A 21,082-nucleotide genomic window follows, 5' to 3' on the forward strand; every position below is an offset into this window, starting at 1 on the left:
GGTGGGGCCTCATCACATCACTACCGGGTAGAAAGGGGGACACATCATGTCATCTGGTACGCCGCAATCGGGACATACCGGTGTCGAACAGTCCGACAAAAAATCCCAACGGCGCCAACGCGACGAGGAAGTAGCCCGCGAAGAAACCAGAATCGTTCGGAGCAATCTCTACGAAGCGCTCCAAGCACGCAACGATGACTCGATTCTGGCGCACTTGAGTATGAAACCCCTCTGGTTCGTGCTCGCCTTCGTGGCTATGGGCGTAGTGTTGTTCATGCCGACTCCCGATGGGCTCTCCATCGCCGGGCAACGAGCACTGGCGATCTTGGTGTTCGCGGTGATCATGTGGGTCACCGAAGCCGTCTCCTACCCGGTCAGCTCCGTGATGATTCTCGGACTGATCGCTTTACTGATCGGTTTCTCACCAGAGTTAGACCCCGAGACCGGGGCGGAGCTGGAGGAGCTCTACGGCACTGGTGGTGGCTTAAGTTTTGGGCTTCACGGCTTTTCTACCTCCGCCTTGGCCCTGGTGGCCGCCGCCCTCGCGCTGGCTGCCGCCATGCAAGCAACCGGGCTACACAAACGCCTGGCGTTCTATATCCTGAAGTTTGCTGGTGAAAAAGTCAGCCACATCCTCGTTGGGGCGATCGTCATCTCGATCATCTTGGCATTCTTCGTCCCCTCCGCGACCGCTCGTGCCGGTGCGGTCGTACCGATTCTGATCGGCATGGTGGTGGCCTTTGGACTGCCGGTGCAGTCCAAACTCGGTGCTTTGCTGATCATCACCGCCGCCAATGCGGTCTCGATTTGGAACGTCGGCATCAAGACCGCAGCCGCCCAGAACCAGGTAGCTGTTGGATTCATCGAAGGAGAATACGGTGCAACGATCTCATGGCCGGAATGGTTCGCCTACGCCGCCCCGTGGTCCGTGCTGATGTCCGTGGCGTTGTACTTTGTGATGCGCTGGGTCATCAAACCCGAAACCAAAGAACTCTCCGGCGGGAAGAAAGTCGTTGCCGACGGTCTGAACGAGATGGGCAAGATGACCGGTCGCGAGATTCGACTGACCATCATTGCCGTGGTGATGTTGGCGCTATGGGCTACTGAAGGAGTCATTCACGACCTCGACTCCTCGACGATTACCATCCTAGGTATTGCGATCATGCTGATCCCGCGGGTCGGCGTGATCTCCTGGAAATCACTGGAAAAAATGGTCAACTGGGGGACCCTGGTGGTCTTTGCTATCGGTATTTCCTTGGGGAACCTGTTGCTCCAGACCAATGCAGCCGCCTGGCTGTCGGATGCGATTTTCTCCCATATCGGACTGGCAGAAATGCCATTGTTGGCCACGATCGCCCTCGTAGCAGCCTTCAATATCTTGATTCATCTGGGGTTCGCCTCGGCTACTGCACTGGCCTCGGCCCTGATCCCGGTCTTCATTGCACTGGCCGGTTCGATCCCCGGGCTACCGAACGAAGGTCTTGGTTTTGTGCTGATTCAGCAGTTCGTGATCAGCTTCGGCTTCATCCTGCCCATCTCGGCACCACAGAACATGTTGGCCTACGGTACCGGCGCGTTTACCTCGAAACAGTTCATCAAGGCCGGTATCCCGTTGACCATCGTGGGCTACCTGCTGATTCTGCTATTCTCGGCCACCTATTGGCAGTGGATCGGGCTGATTTAGGTCTTCCGCTAGAGCCAGCCGCCCCGATAATAAGGACAAACCATCGCAGGTGCGACAGAACCCGTTGGTGGTCCTGTCGCACCTGCGATGGTCAAGCGGTGGTTCGGCTGATACAGGCTATACCGAGCGCAAGACCGAGACGACTTTGCCCATAATGGTGGCGTGATCACCGAGGATGGGTTCATAGTTGGTGTTTTGAGGCAGCAACCAGGTGTGACCATCCCGTTGCCGGAAAGTCTTGACAGTGGCTTCGTCGTCGAGCAAGGCAGCGACAATTTCGCCGTTATCGGCGGTATTCTGTTGGCGGATCACGACCCAATCGCCGTCACAAATCGCAGCGTCAATCATGGAGTCACCGCGCACCTTGAGCATGAACAATTCACCCTCGCCCGTGAGCTGTTTCGGAAGCATCATGTAGTCTTCGACCTGCTGGTCGGCAAGAATCGGCCCACCGGCAGCAATACGGCCCACTAGTGGCACCGCCACGGCTTCGGCTGGTCCCATATTCATGCGAGTATGCAGGGCCATCATTTCCGCGGCATTCATCGGAACTTCTGGAGCCATGTCGTGCTCATTGTCGGTGTCAGTTATCAGATAGCCGTACTCATCTCTGAGGACTTCGATACCGCGTGGAATGTGCGGATCGCGTCGGATATAGCCATACTCGGTCAACTTCTTCAGCTGATAAGTCACCGAGGACAATGACTGTAGATGGCACCCGGTACCAATCTCTCGCATTGACGGCGGGTAGCCCCTCTCGGTGATGGATGCCCGCAAAAAGTTCAGTACCTGGCGCTGGCGCCCACTGAGTTTTGGAACGTGCTCCGCTGGGGTCGTGGACTCAGCAGAGTCCATTTGCTCGCTCATCTAGGTCCTCCGTTCTAAAAATGTCCGTGCCCTCTGATGAACTAGCACCATGAGCCTCGAACGGATTTTTCCGATAACTGGTGGCCGTTGCTGAAATTCTATCGGATTACCGAACAGATTCATAGTTGTGTTCGAGAGATTCATTGCATCGTTCGAACAAGCATGTTAGAAAAGATGTACTAGCAATTGTGTCGGCAAGAACACGTGGATTCGTACTGATTTTGCACGATGAGATAGGGAAGATCATGACTATCGCTAACCATGCTTCAACCTCGGTGAATGCCATGTCGCTGACTCGTCGCGGGCGTCTGGTCTTCCGCGCTGTCCCTCTGGCTGTGGTTGGTACACTGCTTGTGGGTTTCTTCGCGATGGTGCTGTTTGGTTGGGGTAACCCCTCAGCCGAGGCAAGCCACCAGTCCCATCAAGCCGGTATGGTGACGCTGACTGTCGGGTATGGCGACACGCTGTGGTCTATTGCCGGTGAGATTGCTCCGGAAGAGCCCCGTGCCGATGTGGTCACCCGTATTGCGGAACTCAATGACTTGGAAACCTCCGATATCGCGGTGGGAGATAAGCTGTTTGTCCCGCGTTATCAGTAAGGCTCAGGGCCGGCTAAGCTGGAGGGGTGGATTCTCAGAAAAGCTTCGACCCCACAGCCCTGCAGCGCTTACCTTTACGAGACGCGCTACGCGGTCAGTCTCCCTACGGAGCCCCTCAAATTGAGGTTCCCTACGCGTTGAACACCAACGAAAACACTCACCCTGTCCCGCCGGCGGTAGTGGATGCAATTGGGAAAGCAACGCTTCAGGCTGCGACAACGCTGAATCGTTACCCGGACCGGGAATTCACGGAACTTCGAGAACAGCTGGCGCAGTATCTCGGACACGGTCTGAGCCGGGAACATCTGTGGGCTGCAAATGGCTCCAACGAGATTCTTCAGCAAATACTGCAAGCTTTCGGCGGGCCGGGGCGAAGTGTGCTAAGTTTTCCGCCCACGTATTCGATGTATCCTCTGTTGGCGTTGGGAACTGAGACAGCGTACGTCTCTGGCGTCAGAGCCGAGGACTTCACGCTCAGCCCTGAATCAGCTGCCCAACAAGTACGTGAAACACGACCGAACCTGGTCTTGTTGTGTTCGCCTAATAATCCCACCGGCACCGCGCTAGGTCTTGACGTGGTAAAGGCTGTGTATGAGGTGGCGTCCGAGATTAATGCCCTGGTGGTCGTTGACGAGGCCTACGCGGAATTTGCGCTGGAGGGCACCGCATCCGCACTGAGTTTGCTTCCGTCCCGTCCGTTGCTGATCGTGACGCGGACCATGTCGAAGGCCTTTGCCCTTGCCGGGGCTCGCCTGGGCTACTTAGCCGCGGCGCCAGAAATCACCGATGCTTTGCGTCTGGTGCGTCTGCCGTACCACCTCTCGGCAACGACACAGGCCACCGCATTAGCAGCCCTGGCCCACCGGGAAGCCTTGCTGGAAAACGTGGAAGCCATTCGAACTCAGCGTGATCGTATTGTGGCGGACTTGACCGAGATGGGCCTGAAGCCGCATACTTCTGACTCGAATTTTGTGTTCTTTGGGTGGCTCGAAGATGCTCGCGCGGTGTGGCAGAGCTTGCTTGATCGTGGAGTCTTGGTGCGCGATGTCGGGATCGCGCACCATCTGCGCGTCACTGCGGGGACGGAAGAAGAAACCTCGGCATTCCTCAAAGCTCTCAGAGACATCGTCACCCATACGGACGAGCTCCCGCTGTAGAGTGAGCAGTGTTAAGCACTAGTCCAACCGGGAAATCCAGGAAGGCCACGATCCCTTGGGTGCAGAACTACTTTCGGGCCGTCGTGCCAGCATGACACGCACGACCTCTGAGTCCAACGTGTATGTCGAAGCAGATCTAGACGGTACCGGTCAATCGCAGATTTCCACGTCGGTGCCTTTCTATGACCACATGCTTACTGCGGTTTCGAAGCATTCGTTGATAGATCTGACTGTGACCGCTAGTGGCGATACACATATTGACGTCCACCATGTGGTCGAGGATGTTGCGATTACCTTGGGCGAGGTGTTAAAAACTGCTTTAGGGGATAAATCCGGAATTCGTCGTTTTGGTGATGCCCTGGTTCCGCTCGACGAGTCTCTAGCCCGGGCAGTAGTGGATTTGTCAGGACGGCCCTACGTTGTCCACACTGGTGAGCCAGCAGGGCAGGAATATCACCTGATTGGTGGACACTTCACCGGATCGATGACTCGCCACGTTTTCGAATCCATTGCCCACCACGGTGCCCTGTGCCTGCATATGGATCTCATTCGAGGCCGTGACCCTCACCATATTGTGGAAGCGCAGTTCAAAGCGTTCGCCCGTGCGCTCCGGACAGCCGTCGAGCCCGACCCTCGGATGCAGGGCACGATTCCCTCCACTAAAGGGGCCCTATGAGCCAGCAGGGTCGCGCCACAACTGTGCAGAAGAAAACGGTCGCCGTGCTGGACTACGGCTCGGGGAACATCCACTCCGCCGTTCATGCCTTGCGTCGGCTTGGCGCCAAGGTCGAGGTCACCGCTGACGCCGAACAGGTCCTGAACGCTGATGGCCTTGTCGTCCCCGGGGTGGGATCCTTCGATGCCGTCGCCAACGGCCTGCGCGCCATCGAAGCGATGCGATGGATCGGGCGCCGGATCGCTGGCGGGCGAGCTGTGTTGGGGATCTGTGTGGGCCACCAGATTCTGTTCGAAACCGGTGTTGAACATGGAATTACTACCGAGGGTATGGGGGAGTGGCCCGGCACCGTTGAGAAGCTACCTGCCGAGGTGTTGCCCCACATGGGATGGTCTGAAATTCGGGCTCCCGAGAACTCGGTGCTTTTCGCTGGTCTGCATCGGGAACGATTCTATTTTGTGCATTCCTATGCCGTACGACGCTGGGAGTTCGACCAGAACTCCCAACACATGCGACCACCGCAAGTCACCTGGGCACACCACGGGAGTGATTTCATCGCTGCCATTGAGAACGGCCCACTATCCGGTACCCAGTTTCACCCGGAGAAATCTGGTGATGCAGGAATGCAGTTGCTCAACAACTGGATTGGAACGCTTTAATGCCGGTATGGTCAACATTGTTGATCGCGCTGGGAGGGATTCTGCTGGGCGGATCGTGGTCATCGTATCGGCAGAAATTTCCCCTCTGGGTCACGGTCAGTTTCGTGGTGGTGGGCATCATGGCTATTCTCGCCGGATTCCTGACTGTTCCCGCTGTTGAATGATCGCCCGAACCCAGCACCTTCGCGCCCAACACCCCACAACAAGGAAAACCACCCATGTCTGAACGCTCTACCTCGTTGACCCTGTTTCCGGCCGTCGACATTAAGAACGGCCAAGCCGTTCGTCTCGTCAAAGGCGAGGCCGATCAAGCCACCGATTATGGTAACCCGCTCCAGGCAGCACGCCGTTGGGCTGAGGCGGGTGCCGAATGGATCCACCTGGTGGATCTCGATGCGGCCTTCGGGACCGGGGATAACCGGCAGATCATTCGTGATATCGTGACCGAGTTGCAGATTAACGTCGAAGTCTCCGGCGGTCTGCGTGACGACGCCAGCCTCGACGAAGCCATCACGATGGGCGCAGCTCGCGTCAACCTCGGCACCGCTGCCCTGGAACGCCCCGGCTGGACCGCTGAGGTCATTGCCCGTTACGGTGAAAAAATCGCGGTGGGACTCGATGTGCGCGGCGAAGAATTAGCCACCCGAGGCTGGGTGCAGTCCGGGGGGAACCTCTGGGAGGTATTAGACACCCTGGAACAGGCTGGTTGCGACCGGTATGTGGTCACCGACATCACCAAAGACGGCACCCTGACCGGCCCGAATACCGAGTTGTTGGCTAGCATTGTCGAGCGGGTCCACAAGCCGGTCGTCGCCTCCGGTGGCATTTCCACCCTCGATGATCTCGCCACGCTGTACCAGATGAGTGGCTCCGGGGTGGACGGTGCCATTATCGGCAAGGCACTGTATTCGGGACAGTTCACCTTCCAACAGGCTTTGGCCGTCGCAGGCGGGGCCGACCCGGCCCAGGTGCAGGAGAATTCCCCCTCGTGACCACCGCTGGCCGAGACAACGTGACAGGATCCGGTGACCGCCACCAACGGTCCACCTCCCGGCAGTTGCCCGCCCACATCCAGGCAGCCATTCAGCGGAACCTGGCCCATCAACATCGTGACGCTCAGGGACGACCGGCAGATTCGGCAGGAACCGCTTGGAACGGCCGGGACCTCAGCGGCGCTGGGATCGATGGATCCCAGAATCCGCTACACGCCTTCGACACCGATGACGGCACCACCGATCAGGCGTGGACGACCATCGCCGAACAACTCATGGCCCGTGAAGCCACAGAGGTTGACGCCATTAAAGCCCTAGCTAAGATGAGGGTTTTTGCGGCCGTGGTGCCGAGAGCGACCGAGGTATCTCAGCACGACCACGCCACCTACGGGGATAAAGCAGCCGACGTCGCGCTGGTGAGCCTGCAGGCCAAAGATGGCAGACAAGCCCTCCCGGTGTTCACCTCGGTACCGGCGCTGACCTCGTGGAATCCGCAGGCGAGACCGGTGGCGGTATGGATGCCCCGGGCGTGCCTGGCGGCTGTGGATGAAGGCGATCAATTGGTGGTGGTGGACCCAGGAGAAGACCTGACCTTTGTGGTGCGACGTCCGGCCGTGTGGGCGCTAGCCCAACAGCGAGACTGGGTGCCGTCCTATCTAGACGAACAGCTCAGCGAACACCTGGCTGATTTTGTGGGTCTCGTACCGGGGCTAGCACGAATCGAAATGCTCCCGGGCCCCGGTGTTGGCAGCCTCACCCGCTCGGGCACGCCGGTGGCCGGTGGCGGGGCAGGCCCGGAACTTGAACTCCGGCTCGTGGCAGAGCAGTCGGTGGACTCTATCGGGCAGAAACTGATGCTCACCACGTTCGAAACGCTGATTGCCGATGACCCGATGCTGGCAGAACGTGCCGATAGTGTAGAGCTGCGACTCATGGGGCACCACCACTAGTCGTCAAGGTCCTCTGGGCGGTGTTGGACTCGAGAAAAGTTCCGAAACAGCGACCGCTGGTCAGCCTCATCAAGCAGATCGGTACGCATCTCTCAGACAGTGTCGAGATGGATCATTGAGGCCTTCCGGAACACATTGCGCCTTTGGTCGGTCAGCACGGTTTCCCTTAGACCGCTCGTCGGTGGGCAGGGACTGTTGCCGGGCGACCAACCCCCGCTGGTGGAAGACCGTGACCGAATAGGTGAGCCAAGAGGGTGAGACGACCGTTTCACGAACTAATTCACTCCTTGTCAGCTTTTGCTCCTGCGCCTCGGCGAAGGCCAACAACACGTTGTATTCCGACACAGTTAGACCGTGGAAGTCTTTCAACCGGTACCCCGTGGCCGATGAGGCTCAGATGGACGTTGCAGGTACCCGCTCTGATGAGAGGGTGTAAAGCTGTTGACGTGGTGGAGGCATCTAGCCAGAGGCAGGATCAGGAGTAGCCTGCGAAACGGGTCCACCACTAACGATGGGGTCGTTGCCGGCATGTTGGCGACCAACCAAGAACTCATGCGTTGGTGCATCAGGAACATTTGACGCTGGTAGTCGCCAACCCAGTCGCGGAAGCTGAGGGTACGTTCAATGACCTGCTGGGGCGAGCCGACGGTGAGAGTGGTCATAGAGGTGAACTCTTCCATCGACGGGCCGTGGCCATAGACTGGCGCGTTAGCAAAATAAGGACGGACCTCACGCCAAGCATCCTGTGAGTTCTTCCGCATCAAGGCCTGGCTACCCAGCACCACGTAGACCTGGTGGGCCTGGCCATGTCCGTAGTACGCATAGCGTTGCCGTTAGATTTCGACCATTCGGATGACGTGTTCTTTATTCCAGAAGATGTTGTTGTGGAAGAATCCGTCACCGTAGTAGGCGGCCTGTTCAGCTATGTCGACGGAACGAATCGAACCGTGCCAAACGAATGGGGCAACCCCGTCGAGCGGACGCGGGGTGGAGGTGAACTTGTGCAACGGGGCCCGAAAACGCCCAGACCAGTCGACATTCTCTTCTCGCCACAGCTGGTGGAGTAACCGGTAGTGCTCTAAAGCTAGAGGGATGCCCTGCCGGATGTCTCGGCCAAACCACGGGTCTACCGGACCGGTATTACCCCGTCCCATCGTCAGGTCAACTCGACCATCAGCTAAGTGCTGGAGGTAGGCGTAATCTTCGGCCAAGCGCACCGGATCCATCGTGGTGATCAGGGGTGTAGCGGTGGAAAGTACGAGATGATCTGTGGTCGCTGCCAGAAGGGTGATCCCCTCGTAGGGTACCCATGACCGTGAAGTAGAGTTGCTATCGGACCATCACCTATCGAGTCGTAACGGAGTGTTACCCGTGGGCCATCATCCCCATCAGTCCTCGGCCTCATCATCGCTCACCGACAGCAACAGTCGGCGTGTTGTTGTGGGAGCTGCCATCCTCGATGACAAGCATGAACCTGGACAGATGATGCTGGCACGTCGCAAAGCACCAAAGTCCTTGGCCGGCTATTGGGAGTTCCCTGGTGGCAAGGTTGAGGCCGGTGAGGATCTCGAACAGGCACTACGCCGTGAGCTTCAGGAAGAACTCGATGTTGAGGCTGAAATATTGGATCGCATCGAATCTCCAGAGCCGCAGGGGTGGCTGTTGGGCAACGGGATGCGGATGCAGGTCTATACCGCAGTGATTATTTCCGGTAAGGCCACGGCGCTGGTCGAACATGATCAATTGGTCTGGGAACAACTCGACTCTACTGCGTTGCACGCGTTCGAATGGATTCCCGCGGACCGTCCTATCGTCGACGCGCTCCTCGAGCAGCTCAGCCGATGAGTGCTGTTTCGATCGTGATAGAGCGCTGGCTACGGCCCCGACGTTTCTAAAACAGCGCCTGTTGATTCGTGCCGGGAGTCTGTGTGGTTGTGGGCCTCGAGTTGACCGGGCGGATTGGTAAATGCGTGCGAAAGTGCACGTCCGGGTCCTTTTCCGATTCGTGCACTGCGCCGATACCGAGCCCGTGCTGGTGGGCCAGTTGTCGTGTCTTGGCTCGTAATTTGTTGGCATAACGTGCCGGAGCATAAATCCGGCCACTGTACATGGATTGAAAACCGGCCAGCAGATGCGGGTACTGTGACTGGATAAACGACATGAACCACTCGCGAGAGCCTGGTCGCAGGAAGAGGGGAGTGGTTTGGATGCTGGTGGCACCGGCGGAGGCCACTGAGCTAAAGAGCTGCTCCATGGCGTTGATTGAGTCGGTCAGCCACGGGATGATCGGCATGGCCATGATTGAGACATTGGCTCCTGCTGATGAGAGCTTCTCAATCAGTTTCAATCGTGCGCTCGGAGATGGCGTTCCGGGCTCAAAAATCTCGGTCAACTGTGGATCAATCATTGCCAGGGAGACCCCAATATCTAGGGGGATCTCTGGGGCTAAGGATCGCAAGAGTGGAATGTCTCGGGAGAGTAGAGTGCCTTTGGTCAGGAGGGAAACCGGAGCGCCGGCTTTGCCAAGTTCAGCCAGTAGCCCCGGCATGAGTTGATATCGGCCCTCTGCGCGCTGGTAAGGGTCAGTATTGGTGCCGAGGGCAACGGTCTGTCCATCCCACTTGCCCCTTTTGAGTTCTTGACGTAGCGCGTCGACAATATTGACCTTGACCACGATCTGTCGGTCGAAGTCTTCGCCGTAGTTGAAATCGAGATACTCGTGTGTGCCCCGAGCGTAGCAGTAAACGCAAGCGTGAGTGCAACCACGATACGGATTGATCGACCAACGGAACGGCATGTTGGATGCTTCGGGCACCTTGTTGAGCGCTGACTTGGTGATGACCTCGTGGAATTCGGTATGAGCAAACTCGGGGGTTGGGGAGGATAACTCCAGGTCGACCATCGGGTGTTGGACACCACCTGACGGGGTATCTCCGTCGGCAATATCCAGCTGCTCGTGGTCGACCTGGAGGGTCTGCGCTTCCCATCGCATATAGAACATTATAGAACAAATTGATCGAAAGCGCATACTCTCTTCGGACAAATGAACGATAGGGGGTGTACGCGCAGGAAGAGGCGGCGATAGCTTCGTGTCGGCGTGAGTTAGCTGGATCACTCGAGTGTCTGGTATCTCAGACGGTTATCTGGGGCTGAGCTTATTACTGATCTCCAAGAGGTGCTGTACTGGTGTGTGTACCCGATTCACCACTGTCGTATGCACCTCGTCGAACGGTGATGGAGGGACGACCAGAAGGTGAGGTGGGCTGAGGCCCTCTCGACTCGCGCGAAAGCATGAAGGAGATTACCTCGATGTGAAACACACATGCCACGACGGTTTTGGTACGCGTTTCCCACACTGTGGAGATTGAGACCGTGATTTCTGTCTCCAGTGGTTGGTTTGTTGGGCAACAGAGAAAACTGCTGTGGCTAGCAGACCGCGTGAGTAGCTATCACGTCGCTTGCTACAAGACGCGGCAGGACCATTGCCGAGAAATGCGTAAGCCGCTGGGCACGATTTTCGGAGAATATACTGAAGATGACCCGGCTAGGACCTCAACTGGGTGTGGCGTACTCACGAGGGTAGTCCAACCGGAGGCGGTATTGTCGCCGGTGAATCCGCCTGGAAACGTCAAGTCGTGGCACCTGAAGACGATGGAATCCAACTGTTAGCTGCTCCGCGACGTCCTCCTCGGCGCGGGGGGATATAACAAGAATTTTGGAAAACTACTGATCACCACGTCTCGGAAGATCGGAGACGAGAAAGCGGTTGGACCATCGATCCGGCCCAGACAGGAGCTGACATGACTGTGCACAGTGAAACGTCAGAAACACAACATACCCACACGGCGGGTAACGCTTTCCGCGTCATTTTTTACAGCGCGTTGGGTATTTTCATTTTCTTCGTTCCCTTGACTATCAACGGAGAGAGTTCGATCCTTATTGAACACATCGTCTCGTGGTTCACCGACTGGCTCGGTCAGGCGGTGCCATACATCATTCTGGCACTCGCTGTGGCCGGAGCGGTGCTCACCGTGATTCAGGGCAAGTGGATGACGAACGTCGTGGATGCGGTCTTCGCCGTGTTTGCCGTCTTGGGCGCTCTTTTTTCAGCCATGGTGGTCTTTGACTTCGGACCGAACTGGATCATCGGTGAGGACATTGCACCGTCGATTTTTAACCCGGTGGCATCACAGGTCGGAATCCTGGTGCCGATTGGCGCGATCTTCTTGGTGCTACTGACCAATTACGGGCTGATGGAATTCATCGGTGTTTATGCCCAGCCGATCATGCGCCCAGTGTGGCGCACGCCTGGTCGCTCCGCCGTGGATGCGGTCGCATCGTTCGTGGCCAGCTACTCGGTCTCGATGCTGATCACCGATCGGATGTACAAGAAAGGACGCTACACCGGCCGGGAAGCAGCCATTATCGCGGTGGGCTTTTCCACCGTGTCGGTGACTTTCATGGTCGTGATTGCACGCACCCTGGACCTGATGGACATGTGGCTGTGGTACTTCTTCTTGTCGCTGATCGTAACCTTCCTGGTGACCGCCATTGTCGTCCGCATTCCTCCGCTGGGCACCATTCCGAATACAGCGTATCCCAACGTGGAATTGGAAACCGAAAGCATTGTCAAGAAGAATAAGACCAAAGTGGCCTGGTCTGAAGCGCTGGCGATCGCTGATGCTGCACCCAATATCTTTGTGAACCTCGGCACCAACTTCCTGACCGGGCTTCGTATGGCCACGAACATCGTCCCATCCATCATGGGTGTGGGAACGGTGGCTTTGATCCTGGTGCACTTCACACCGATCTTCGACTGGCTAGGATACCTGCTCTTGCCGTTTACGTGGATCGTGGGCATGAGCGAACCGCTTCTGGCCGCCAAAGCATCGTTCCTCAGTGTCGCTGAAATCTTTTTGCCTGCGACCTTCCTGAGTGGCGATGAAGATCTTGCGTTACGACTGCTGATTGCCGTCGTCTCAGTTTCGGTGATCGTGTTCCTCTCCGCACTGATTCCGACCGTGATGTCGACTTCGATTCCAATCAGCCTCTGGCAAATGCTCGTGGTGTGGTTTGAACGCGTCGTGCTGACCATTCTGATCGCTGGCCCCTTGTGCCACGTGGTGGTGATGTTGCAATAGTGAAAACAGGCAGTGTCCTTTCGCAACGGAAGCCGGAGCAGTACTCGTCATCTCGCGTGCCGGCAGCTCAGCACGTTCTGGAGATCTTGCTGATGCTGTCTAGACAACGTGGTCCCGTGAGTGCACAACTGGTCTCGGATCAATTGCACATTCCGCGTTCGACCGTCTATCACCTGTTGAACACGGCCATAGCGCAGGGGTTTGTCATCCACTACCCAGAAGAGAAGAAATACGGTCTGGGGCCTTCCGCGGTCGAATTGTCTCACTCCTATGTGCGTTACGAGCCGGTTTCACGTCTGGCCTCGCCACTGCTGGCCAAGCTGGTTGACGAGACACGGGCCAACGGACATCTGTCGACGCTCTACGGGCGTAACGTTGTCTACTTGTTGAATGAACGTGCCGAGGGCCGGCCGGTGCTGGTCAACCACGTCGGCGTGCGCCTGTTAGCTCACGCGACCGCCTCGGGACGGGCCATGCTGGCACAGCTACCCGAAGATCAAGTGGCCGCCATGTATTCACTCAAGAGCGCGTTTGCCACGGGGGAGCACGGCCAGTCGGAGGGAGAACATAAGCTCGATGACGAATCGCTGGAGTTTCCCGTCCGCAATATTGACCTGCTGAGAATCACGACGCTACAGAAATTGCAGGAGGAGTTAGGCGAGATCCGTCAGAGAGGCTACGCCAGCGAGCATTCAGAAGTCACCGAAGGTTTTTCCTCAGTATCAGTGGCGATCTGTGACCGCAATGCCTGGCCTGTTGCTGCGATGACGCTGACCTATATCCCGGCCAAGACCACACCAGAACAACACGACAAGCTTGTGACGGCTCTGCGCCGTTACGCGAACATATTAGAAAAACGGCTGATGTAGTCCTCCGGGTGACTACCAGTGTGCTACCCGAGAAAGGAAAAATACGATGTCTTTTACCCGTCATGACCCGTCCCGCGAAATTCATGCGCCTCGAGGCACCGAGATCTCCGCGAAGTCCTGGCAGACTGAAGCTCCGATGCGCATGCTGATGAACAACCTCGACCCCGAGGTGGCTGAACGTCCTGAAGACCTGGTCGTCTACGGCGGAACCGGCCGGGCAGCTCGTAGCTGGGAAGCCTACGATGCCATCATCGAAAGCCTCAAAGAACTCGAAAACAACGAGACGCTGCTGGTGCAGTCCGGTAAGCCCGTTGGGGTGCTCAAGACCAACGAGTGGGCACCGCGCGTGCTGATTGCCAACTCGAACCTGGTCGGCGACTGGGCCAACTGGGAAGAATTCCGCAAGCTCGATGACGCTGAGCTGATGATGTACGGACAGATGACCGCTGGATCGTGGATCTACATCGCGACCCAGGGGATTCTGCAGGGTACCTACGAAACCTTCGGTGCGATCGCGAAGAACCGTTTCGAGGGCAGCTTGGCCGGAACCCTGACCCTGACCGCCGGTTGCGGTGGTATGGGTGGAGCACAGCCACTAGCCGTGACCCTTAATGGCGGTGCCGTGCTGATCGTGGACGTTTCCGAGGAACGGCTACGTCGCCGTCAGGGCAAGCGCTACCTCGACGAGGTCGAAACCGATCTGGAAACCGCGCTGAAAAAGGTCCTGGAAGCCAAGGAGCAGAAGAAAGCCCTGTCTGTGGGATACGTGGGCAACGCCGCTGAAGTGTTCCCCGAGCTATTGCGTCGTCACCGTGCTGGTGAAATCAGTATCGACATTGTGACCGATCAGACCTCGGCACACGACCCGCTGTCCTACCTGCCTGTCGAGTACACGATTGATGATTGGGATCGGGAAGCACAGGCTGATCCGGAGGGCTTCACCAAGAAGTCCCGCGAGTCCATGGCCACGCACGTGCAGGCCATGGTGGAGTTCCAAGACGAAGGCGCTGAGGTCTTCGACTACGGCAACTCCATTCGTGACGAGGCCCGCAAGGCCAGCTACGAGCGTGCCTTCGAATTCCCCGGCTTCGTCCCGGCCTATATCCGTCCGCTGTTCTGCGAGGGTCTTGGCCCGTTCCGCTGGGTTGCTCTCTCCGGCGATCCGGAAGACATTAAGGTCACCGACCAGGCCTTGAAGGAGCTGTTCCCGGACAACGAGCACCTGCACACCTGGTTGGATGCTGCTGAAGAATACGTCGAATTTGAGGGGCTACCGGCACGTATTTGCTGGTTAGGCTACGGTGAGCGGCACAAGGCCGGCCTGCTGTTCAACGAGCTGGTGGCCTCCGGCAAGGTCAAGGCTCCGATCGCTATTGGCCGTGACCACCTGGACTCCGGTTCGGTGGCCTCTCCGTACCGCGAAACCGAGTCCATGCTCGATGGCTCCGACGCCATTGCCGACTGGCCTCTGTTGAACGCGCTGACCGCTACCAGCTCGGGTGCCACCTGGGTCTCGCTGCACCACGGGGGTGGTGTGGGCATGGGCCGCTCTATCCACGCCGGCCAGGTCGGTTTGGCTGACGGTACCGAGCTGGGTCGGGCCAAGCTGGAAGCACTGCTGACCAACGACCCGGCAATGGGTGTCATCCGTCACGTGGACGCCGGTTACAGTCGCGCAGCCGAGGTTGCTCAGGAACGTGGTGTCAAGGTTCCGATGGAGCCGAAGATCCGCGACTAATCGCCGTTGAGTGATGGCCATGTGAGCTGCCTGGGCGCGTCTGTGTCGGTCCTTCAGGACGACACGGACGCGCTCCGGTTTGATCGGTTACAACGCGGGCGAGCCATCGGCCGTGGCCATGGGCACTACACCCTCACCGACAGTCAAAAACATCCGGCAGATCTGCAAAGGCCCCGTATTATTTTTATCGTTGAGAGGAATGAGTGTTTCGATGAGCTCGAAGAATAACGAGTCGACCGCAATCTTCAATATCTCCGAATTACATACTCAGGATGCAGAGTCACGCGTCATCAAGGATGCCGGGATTGTTTTCGAAGACGGAAAGATCGCCTGGGTAGGCCCCTCCAAGGATGTGCCCGCCGCTGACGTCAGTGTTGACGCCGAAGGCAAAGCCGCTCTTCCCGGCTGGGTTGATTCCCACACTCATATTATTTTCGATGGCGACCGTAGCGCCGAATTTGAGGCTCGAATGGCAGGAGAATCCTACTCGGCTGGTGGCATTAACGTCACCACCGAAGCGACTCGGGCTGCCAGCGATGAGCGACTGAGCGGGCTGGTGCGTGATCGGATTCGTCAGGCCGTTGACGGTGGCACCACCTATCTGGAGACCAAGACCGGGTACGGGTTGCAGGTTGCCGAAGAAATTCGGCACGCCAAGTTAGCACACCAGCTGAAAGAAGACGGGGAGCTCGATACCGTCACCTTCCTCGGTGCCCACCTGGTCCCGGCGGGCGTGGACGCCGATGAGTACCTGGCCGATGTCAACGGCCCGATGCTGGAAGGTGTGACGCCATACGTGGATTGGGCCGACGTATTCTGTGAACGGGGCGCCTTCAACGAAGACCAATCCCGGAGCGTATTGCAACACGCCAAAGATGCTGGTCTGGGTTTACGGGTACACGGCAACCAGTTGGGAGAAGGCCCCGGTGTGAGACTCGCCGTGGAGATGGGAGCCACCAGTGTGGACCACGTGAACTACTTGAGCGATTCGGACGTCGAGGCCCTGGCAGGATCCTGGAGCGATGGTGATCGGGACAATGGCACCGGACAACGTGGCACTGTGGCAACCTGCTTGCCGGCCTGCGACCTGTCCACCCGCGAACAGCTGGCTCCGGGCCGTCGCCTGCTTGATGCGGGTGCCGTGATTGCGTTGGCCTCCAACTGCAACCCGGGCACCAGCTATACCTCGTCGATGAACTTCTGCGTGGGTACCGCTGTGCTCCAGATGGGGTTGAGCTTGCACGAAGCTATCCGGGCTGCCACACTGGGTGGCGCCATCGCCGTGGGGGCTGACGATGAAGTCGGCTCCCTGGAAGTCGGAAAACGAGCCGATCTTCACCTGCTGAACGCCCCCGCTGCCATCCACTTGGCCTACCGCCCTGGAATGCCCATGACGCATTCGGTCTGGCGTCGCGGCGTTCGTGCAGTGTAAACCGTCCGTGAGCTTCGTGATTTGAGAACAGGGGTAGATTGTATGGCTCTTATTGACACCATGAACAAAGAGAACTGGAGTGGCCGTGTCGACGGGGACGGGCCAGAGCACCTGCGGTGGCACCAAGCCGTCCGTCCCTTTTCGGCTACAGCCGAATCAGGAACCGCACTGCTAGGGTTCCGCTCCGATGAAGGCGTGAAACGCAATATGGGTCGTCCTGGAGCAGTGGAAGGACCTCAGTCCTTGCGCCAGGCATTAGGCGGATTCGCGTTGCCGGAACCGATCAGCATCTACGATGCCGGAGACATTGACACCGGGGCTGAGCTCGAAGAAGGTCAGAAAGAATTCGGTGACAATCTGAGCACCCTGCTGGACCAAGGCCACTTCACCGTCGGATTAGGCGGGGGCCATGAAATTACCTGGGCCAGTTTTCTGGGTGTTTCCCACTTCCTGCGTGCTGGTGACGCCTCAGACCGTTCGCTGTCAGGCTCGGCAAAATTAGGCATCGTGAATCTGGATGCTCACTTTGACAACCGGGACGCCGGCTTTGCGACCTCCGGAACCGGATTCTTTCAAATCGCTGAGCATGAGCATCTTGCCGGCCGTGACCTGCACTACGCCGCCCTGGGCATTGCTGAGCAAGCCAACACCAAAATTCTGTTCGACCGCGCGAAATCTGAGAATGTGGCCGTCCTCCTTGACCGGGAGGCCACCATCGATCACAAGAGCGCTGTGACAGAGTTTGTGGAGTCGTTCCTGGCAGATCTGGATGCGGTCTACCTGACCCTGGACTTGGATGTGCTTTCGGCCGATGTTGCTCCGGGCGTCAGCGCTCCGGCAGCTGTTGGTGTCTCGCCCCATGTGATTGAGTACGTGATCGGTCTGGTGGCCCGCAGTGGGAAACTACTACATTTCGATGTCGCCGAGTTGAGCCCAAAGCACGATATTGGTGGGCGCACCGCGAGAACTGCGGCCCGGATGATTCACCGTGCCGTGATCGAAAAGCAGTAATGTTCGGATAGAGCCTTCCGGGCCTTCGCGCCCCAAAAACTCTCAGACGGCAACAGGGTTAGTCCAGCCACACAGAGGGGGCTGGACTGACCTCGTTTAAGAATCGGTTGAAGGAATTCTCTAATTGGGATGTTGAGGAATCACCCACTGAGCGACTGTTTCTTACCCTCCCGCATAAGTATTCCAGTCAGGAGAGTGAGCGTCGCTATGACCATAAGGTATACAAGATAGAGATTGTATTGACCGTTATCGGAGAACCAGGTAATTAGATATGGAGCGGTTCCACCGAAGATAGCCGTTGCTAACGAGAGGATGCTCGCTACTCCCTTGGCGCGGACGTGGGTTGGTAAAGCCTCTGCCCAAACAGCTGCATTAACACCAAAGAGCGTGGCGATAGCCAAAAGGACAATGACCTGAGTAATCATAAACGTGGCAAAGCTTCCGTCAAGCATCATTTCGACAGGGAAAGGCAAAACGATGAACAGAGCGCCAAAGGTTATCACCATCGGCTTTCTTCCAATTCTGTCTCCAAGTAGCCCTGCCAAAAGGATCGCGAAGAGGAAAATTAACTGTGCCATCAAAGATGCGCTTAGAGTCTGAGTCGGTGACATGTTATACGCCATCTGCGCGTGATTGGGGAAGTAGATCAGCCAGGTATAAAACATCAAAGATCCACCTGCAGAGACGCCGAAAATTACCAGCAGGCCTTTCCAATAGTTGAAAATGCTATCTGGACTTTCCACATCGTTTCCGGTAGCCGCTGTTGCTAACTTTCCCGCTTCCGATCTTGTAGGAAGCGATTCATTGTTGGATTGGGCGACCTGTTTGTATGATTCTGTTTCAGTAATCATGCGACGCAGATATAGCGCATAGAGACCCAAAATCCCGCCGAGCCCGAAAGCAATGCGCCACCCCCAGTCGTGAACTTGTGTTTCACTTAGCAAACCGTTTATAGCAAGGCCAACTAACGTCGCGATCATAGTTCCGACCACGACACTGACCCAAGACGTTGAACCGAAAAGAGCTCTGCGATGAGACGGCGCTCGTTCGATCAAGTAGGTCGCTGCGGTTCCCATTTCTCCGCCGTGTGCCAAACCTTGAGCAAGCCGGGCTACAAGGAGCACGATCGACGCAACGATGCCAACGGCTTCAAAAGTTGGGGTCACCGCGATGGCGAGGCTTCCGCATGCTGTAATCAGCATCGCGACGAAAAGACTCTTCTTGCGACCAACTTTATCGGCGTAGGCTCCAAAGAGTATTCCGCCGATCGGCCTTGCGATAAACCCCACTGCGAAAACCGCTAGGGTTGCCAAGAGTGCTGAGGTAGGGTTCTCTGTACGAAAAATCTGCACCGAGAACACCGGGGCGAATACCGTATAGATATTCCAGTCGTACCACTCCAGAGCGTTTCCAAAGTTGACCGCGACTAGGTCCCGTACACGACGTGTGTGGGACTGTTGCGTCGTACGATCTTCGCCATCCGCATTAACTAATTGCGCAGACATTATGCACGCCCTTCTAGTCCGGCTTGGGCCTCACTGTCAGAGCCGGGCACACGCATCTCGAAAGTTTCGCGGACCACTGTGTAATCAAAGTAACCAAGTCGAGCAATCGGGGCGATTCTCTCGATATCCAGACGGCCCTCGTCGGTGATGAATTCATCAACGATGTGGATCTTCTCTACGGTTGCAAAGACGACATCAATCGTTCCAACCGGTGAATTTCCTGGGACTCGATGAGTGGAGTGATAACGGCACTCGAATTTGACTGGCGATTCCGCGATCATTGGTACGGGATAATTATCGGCATACATCTTGCTCACGCCATGGTCGGTAAGATAATCAAATTCGTTTTCGTGCGGTTCCAAAGCCATTGCGCTCACATTGACTGCCTCGCGCAAATCATAGGTTGCCATGTTCCACACGAACCAGCCGGTTTGCTCGGCATTTAGAACCGTGTCTTTGCGTCGACCATCCGGGTATTGGTTCGCTGAAAACATCACTCTGGGTGGATCAAATGTGAGGTTTTGCCACTGACTATACGGAGCTAAATTTTCTCGGCCATCAGAACTAACGCTTGAAAGCCAACCAATAGGGCGAGGCACCGTTGAGCTTTTGAAGGGAGAGTAAGGCAACGGATTTGGTTCTTGCAACGGTGAGTACTTCAAAGTGCTGACGCCTCCTGACGTAATCGGTCCTTTGTGTATCGTGTGGATATCAAGAATATACACTATGTGCTATGAATCACAAGAACGGTGTAGTGTGATATGACGCATTTGTCGTAGAAGAGGTGGGCAGTGGGCAAAGCAGACGAAGCGTACTTGAAGCTGGCTGACATGATTGAAGATGGGACCGTCGTTCCCGGTAGTATCGTGACGGAAGCGGATTTAGGACAACTCGCCGGAGTAGGTCGCACGCCCCTGCGTGAAGCGATCCAACGACTAGACCGGGAGCGTTTACTTCGAGCGCGCGGTGGCCGGGGTATAGAAGTTCCCCCCATATCCGTGGACGACCAGCTTGCAAGGTTGGAAGTAAGGCGCCCCCTGGAGGCCTTAGCTATTGGCCTCGTAGCGACCCGAGCCACAGAGACTCAACGCAAGGACTTGAGGATGCTTGTCGAGGATTTTCAAGTTGTGGATACGATCAAGAAGTATTCAGACGTGCTGAGAAGAGCTCATACTCTTGTCCGTGAAGCTACCAATAATCGTTACCTCAGTGACTCGCTGACTGCCTTGCATGTCTTGTCTCGAAGGTTTTGGAGGGCGAATATCTCTGATACGGAGAAAGAAATTAGTATCGGCAAGACATTTATCATTCCTGCCTTACAGGCCGCTTACAACCGTCAGCCACGAGAGGCAAGGGACTGGATCATCAAGCTTAATGATCATCTGGTGCAGTCTGCTATCGGGGTGGCTTCGGCAAAAGCAGAAGAAAGTCGGATTTTTTAGAAAGTTAGCTCCAGAGTCGCCCTTGTACGGGGGAGCGCCCGCCCCATGTTTGTTGTCAAGTAGTCTCTTGTCCTCGAAATGAGCAGATGCCCTGTTCTACCTCGTCTATGGATGTTGCTTGGGCTGAAGTCCTTCTCTAATCGCGGAGATAAGGGGCTCTTCACAATCGAGGGTGTAGACGGGGCTTGAATCCTCCGCTCTCGAGCAAGGACCTGGCGATGTAGTTGGTTGGGTTCCGGAAGCCCAGGGCGGATCCGCGCAGGTGTTCGAGTCGTCCGTTGATGGCCTCGGTGGGTCCGTTGGAGGTTCCGGGGCGGTCGAAGTAGGCCAGGATGTCTGCCGCCCTTTTCTTCAGCGTCC

Annotated in this window: 21 protein-coding genes and 1 pseudogene; 15 read left to right on the forward strand and 7 right to left on the reverse strand. The window is 56.9% G+C overall.

Annotated features, from left to right (window positions below):
• Positions 1-46 precede the first annotated feature (46 nt).
• Positions 47-1,684 carry a DASS family sodium-coupled anion symporter gene (locus tag DYI20_RS11060; protein WP_110101721.1) on the forward strand — a complete coding sequence of 546 codons (1,638 nt, stop codon included), beginning with the start codon at positions 47-49 and terminating at the stop codon, positions 1,682-1,684.
• A 117-nt stretch (positions 1,685-1,801) separates the two neighbouring features.
• On the opposite strand, the gene lexA is transcribed toward DYI20_RS11060, so the two are convergent.
• Positions 1,802-2,551, reverse strand: coding sequence for a transcriptional repressor LexA (gene lexA / locus DYI20_RS11065; RefSeq protein ID WP_233242791.1), 750 nt, complete (start codon positions 2,549-2,551; stop codon positions 1,802-1,804).
• Between the two features lie 245 nt (positions 2,552-2,796).
• Between lexA and DYI20_RS11070 the strand changes: the two genes are divergently transcribed.
• From DYI20_RS11070 to DYI20_RS11095, 7 genes are all read left to right on the forward strand, one after another.
• Positions 2,797-3,150 (forward strand): LysM peptidoglycan-binding domain-containing protein, encoded by a 354-nt coding sequence (locus DYI20_RS11070; protein WP_110099565.1) that lies wholly within the window; start codon positions 2,797-2,799, stop codon positions 3,148-3,150.
• A 26-nt stretch (positions 3,151-3,176) separates the two neighbouring features.
• Positions 3,177-4,307 (forward strand): histidinol-phosphate transaminase, encoded by a 1,131-nt coding sequence (locus DYI20_RS11075; protein ID WP_233488082.1) that lies wholly within the window; start codon positions 3,177-3,179, stop codon positions 4,305-4,307.
• 91 nt (positions 4,308-4,398) lie between these two features.
• Positions 4,399-4,983 carry an imidazoleglycerol-phosphate dehydratase HisB gene (gene hisB / locus DYI20_RS11080; RefSeq protein ID WP_180342530.1) on the forward strand — a complete coding sequence of 195 codons (585 nt, stop codon included), beginning with the start codon at positions 4,399-4,401 and terminating at the stop codon, positions 4,981-4,983.
• On the forward strand, positions 4,980-5,642 hold the full coding sequence (gene hisH, locus DYI20_RS11085) for an imidazole glycerol phosphate synthase subunit HisH (protein WP_110099563.1): 663 nt from the start codon (positions 4,980-4,982) through the stop codon (positions 5,640-5,642). Before hisB ends, hisH begins: the two co-directional genes overlap by 4 nt.
• Positions 5,642-5,806 carry a CG2302 family histidine operon protein gene (locus DYI20_RS12400; protein ID WP_166769923.1) on the forward strand — a complete coding sequence of 55 codons (165 nt, stop codon included), beginning with the start codon at positions 5,642-5,644 and terminating at the stop codon, positions 5,804-5,806. The genes hisH and DYI20_RS12400 overlap by 1 nt, the downstream gene beginning before the upstream one ends.
• Before the next feature lie 54 nt (positions 5,807-5,860).
• The gene (gene priA, locus DYI20_RS11090; protein WP_110099562.1) at positions 5,861-6,634 is read left to right on the forward strand and encodes a bifunctional 1-(5-phosphoribosyl)-5-((5-phosphoribosylamino)methylideneamino)imidazole-4-carboxamide isomerase/phosphoribosylanthranilate isomerase PriA; all 774 of its coding nucleotides are present in this window, start codon (positions 5,861-5,863) and stop codon (positions 6,632-6,634) included.
• Entirely contained in the window at positions 6,631-7,584 is a 954-nt protein-coding gene (locus tag DYI20_RS11095) for an SseB family protein (RefSeq protein WP_233488083.1), read from the forward strand. The genes priA and DYI20_RS11095 overlap by 4 nt, the downstream gene beginning before the upstream one ends.
• A 69-nt stretch (positions 7,585-7,653) precedes the next feature.
• Here DYI20_RS11095 and DYI20_RS12995 read toward each other — a convergent pair whose 3' ends face one another.
• Positions 7,654-7,929, reverse strand: a complete 276-nt coding sequence (locus tag DYI20_RS12995; protein WP_158278412.1) for a MarR family transcriptional regulator — start codon at positions 7,927-7,929, stop codon at positions 7,654-7,656.
• A 114-nt stretch (positions 7,930-8,043) separates the two neighbouring features.
• Positions 8,044-8,867, reverse strand: a pseudogene (locus DYI20_RS11105) (LLM class flavin-dependent oxidoreductase); the annotation flags it as partial.
• An 88-nt stretch (positions 8,868-8,955) separates the two neighbouring features.
• Here DYI20_RS11105 and DYI20_RS11110 point away from each other — a divergent pair.
• Entirely contained in the window at positions 8,956-9,429 is a 474-nt protein-coding gene (locus tag DYI20_RS11110; protein WP_233242905.1) for a (deoxy)nucleoside triphosphate pyrophosphohydrolase, read from the forward strand.
• 46 nt (positions 9,430-9,475) lie between these two features.
• Here DYI20_RS11110 and DYI20_RS11115 read toward each other — a convergent pair whose 3' ends face one another.
• Positions 9,476-10,576: a radical SAM protein gene (locus tag DYI20_RS11115; protein WP_233242906.1), complete on the reverse strand. Its 1,101-nt coding sequence runs from the start codon at positions 10,574-10,576 to the stop codon at positions 9,476-9,478.
• Positions 10,577-11,384: 808 nt separating this feature from the next.
• Here DYI20_RS11115 and DYI20_RS11120 point away from each other — a divergent pair.
• From DYI20_RS11120 to hutG, 5 genes are all read left to right on the forward strand, one after another.
• Positions 11,385-12,725 (forward strand): YjiH family protein, encoded by a 1,341-nt coding sequence (locus DYI20_RS11120; protein WP_110101723.1) that lies wholly within the window; start codon positions 11,385-11,387, stop codon positions 12,723-12,725.
• Between the two features lie 56 nt (positions 12,726-12,781).
• Positions 12,782-13,594 (forward strand): IclR family transcriptional regulator, encoded by an 813-nt coding sequence (locus DYI20_RS11125; RefSeq protein ID WP_110099560.1) that lies wholly within the window; start codon positions 12,782-12,784, stop codon positions 13,592-13,594.
• Between the two features lie 46 nt (positions 13,595-13,640).
• On the forward strand, positions 13,641-15,332 hold the full coding sequence (locus DYI20_RS11130) for a urocanate hydratase (RefSeq protein ID WP_110101724.1): 1,692 nt from the start codon (positions 13,641-13,643) through the stop codon (positions 15,330-15,332).
• 211 nt (positions 15,333-15,543) lie between these two features.
• Positions 15,544-16,764: an imidazolonepropionase gene (gene hutI / locus DYI20_RS11140; RefSeq protein ID WP_110101725.1), complete on the forward strand. Its 1,221-nt coding sequence runs from the start codon at positions 15,544-15,546 to the stop codon at positions 16,762-16,764.
• 42 nt (positions 16,765-16,806) lie between these two features.
• Positions 16,807-17,775 carry a formimidoylglutamase gene (gene hutG / locus DYI20_RS11145; RefSeq protein WP_199445924.1) on the forward strand — a complete coding sequence of 323 codons (969 nt, stop codon included), beginning with the start codon at positions 16,807-16,809 and terminating at the stop codon, positions 17,773-17,775.
• Positions 17,776-17,915: 140 nt separating this feature from the next.
• Here hutG and DYI20_RS11150 read toward each other — a convergent pair whose 3' ends face one another.
• Together DYI20_RS11150 and DYI20_RS11155 are read right to left on the reverse strand one after the other, a co-directional pair.
• Complete coding sequence (locus DYI20_RS11150) at positions 17,916-19,280, reverse strand: MFS transporter (protein WP_110101726.1); 1,365 nt, start codon at positions 19,278-19,280, stop codon at positions 17,916-17,918.
• Positions 19,280-20,005: a flavin reductase family protein gene (locus DYI20_RS11155; RefSeq protein ID WP_342352892.1), complete on the reverse strand. Its 726-nt coding sequence runs from the start codon at positions 20,003-20,005 to the stop codon at positions 19,280-19,282. The genes DYI20_RS11150 and DYI20_RS11155 overlap by 1 nt, the downstream gene beginning before the upstream one ends.
• 66 nt (positions 20,006-20,071) lie before the next feature.
• Here DYI20_RS11155 and DYI20_RS11160 point away from each other — a divergent pair, with 66 nt between their 5' ends.
• Positions 20,072-20,722: a GntR family transcriptional regulator gene (locus tag DYI20_RS11160; protein ID WP_110101728.1), complete on the forward strand. Its 651-nt coding sequence runs from the start codon at positions 20,072-20,074 to the stop codon at positions 20,720-20,722.
• A 160-nt stretch (positions 20,723-20,882) separates the two neighbouring features.
• On the opposite strand, the gene DYI20_RS11165 is transcribed toward DYI20_RS11160, so the two are convergent.
• A partial coding sequence (locus DYI20_RS11165; RefSeq protein WP_136090121.1) for a transposase occupies positions 20,883-21,082 on the reverse strand: 200 nt, incomplete at its 5' end.

Origin of the sequence: Auritidibacter ignavus (assembly GCF_003703835.1) — a bacterium.
In the GTDB taxonomy this organism is placed as follows: Bacteria; Actinomycetota; Actinomycetes; order Actinomycetales; family Micrococcaceae; genus Auritidibacter; species Auritidibacter ignavus.